This window comes from Soonwooa sp. T0.1_25, from assembly GCF_057652215.1.
Genome location: NZ_JBYFBZ010000040.1, coordinates 1 through 1,474, shown reverse-complemented (window position 1 = coordinate 1,474; position 1,474 = coordinate 1). Strand labels below are relative to the sequence as shown.

1 protein-coding gene is annotated in these 1,474 nt (G+C 37.5%); it reads right to left on the bottom strand.

Going from position 1 to position 1,474, the window contains the following annotated elements:
- Positions 1-218 precede the first annotated feature (218 nt).
- Entirely contained in the window at positions 219-1,385 is a 1,167-nt protein-coding gene (locus AC23MB_RS14225; RefSeq protein WP_008651082.1) for a tetracycline-inactivating monooxygenase Tet(X2), read from the bottom strand.
- Positions 1,386-1,474 lie beyond the last annotated feature (89 nt).

The window sequence follows — 1,474 nt, the reverse complement described above, 5'->3', positions numbered from 1 at the left end:
TCAAAAATTTTTTCCGCTAAAATCCAACCTGATTTTCCTCTAAAAACCGCAATATTGGTATAAAATTGCAGATAACGTTTGGCAAATTGGCGATGGAGCCGACTTTTAGCACAAATGTTGAATAGAATTACTAATCTTCAACATTGCACAAAAGTTCAATAGAAGTACTTCACCGGCTCTATTGCCAATTTGTTTGTTATGTGCCGTTTTATTCCATTTTATACATTTAACAATTGCTGAAACGTAAAGTCGGGTTTAAACATTTCAATTTCGTTTTGAGTTGATTCTTCTTGTGCTTCTTTGCCATAGATAAACATTTGCTGTTCATAATTTTTAACAGCCTCTTCAATGCTATTAAATTTTCCATCGGCTAGATTATCAGACAATATCAAGGCATCCACCAACCCACTATTTACTCCCTGCCCTGCAAAAGGCGGCATCAAATGTGCGGCATCCCCAATCATTGTTATGGGTAATGGGCGCTTGCTTTTCCAAGGCTTTTCTAAAGGAAATATCCGTGTAGCCAATCCTACAAATGACAACGTCGTATGAATCAATTCTTTGTAGCGTTCGTCCCAATCGGAAAATTCTTTCAGAAGAAAATCAACGACACTATTTCTGTTTTGAAAATCTACCTGCGTTTGGTTTTTCCATTCATCAGGTGTTTTAAAACTTATTCCAAAATGCAATGCACCATTATTATTGGGGTTAGCAAATAATAAATTACCTTGGTGAGATGCCATTAGCCGGTTTCCATTGCATAGCTGAAAAAATCCAGGACAGTTTATCTCTGGTTGATGAATATCGGCTTGTATATTGAAAGTACCTGTTTCTTCAACTTCCGTGTCGGTAACAAATTTTCTTACCTTGGACATCCCGCCATTGGCAAGAATAACCAAATCTGCTGTTTCACTCGGTTTATTCTCAAAAGTTAGTGTCCACTTCTTCTTACCAGGTTCAAGCATAACAAGTTTTCTATCCCAAATAACCGTGTCGTTTTCTAAACTATTCAACAAGATAGCCCTTAAGTCATTTCTGTTTATTTCAGGATTGTCAAATCGATTTTCGGGCTTTACATTTTTTGTGGATAAAATATTGCCTTTTTCATCAGCAATATTTACACCCATTGGTAAGGCTAAGTCATAATAAGTTTGTAACAATCCCGCTTTTTTCATTGCTTCCTGACCTGAACCTTTGTGTAGGTCAAGGGTTCCACCAAAAATTCTTGCCTCTCGGTCGTTGTCTCTTTCGTAAACTGAAACGTCTATGCCGTTTTGCTGTAATAATTTTGCCATAGTCAGTCCAACGGGTCCACCACCAATTATTGCAACGTTCTTATCACTAAGTAAATTCATTTGTTTGTCTGTATCTATTCGCATTGTCATTCAAAAATGGCACATAACGGGAAAGGGCTTTGCGAAGTTACGCCAAAAACGAGGCTGCCATAGCTTTGGAGGCGTAATTTTGCAAAACC

Coding starts and splice junctions, on each gene's coding strand:
- AC23MB_RS14225 (WP_008651082.1), bottom strand. CDS start 1,385: ATGACAATGCGAATAGATACAGACAAACAAATGAATTTACTTAGTGAT.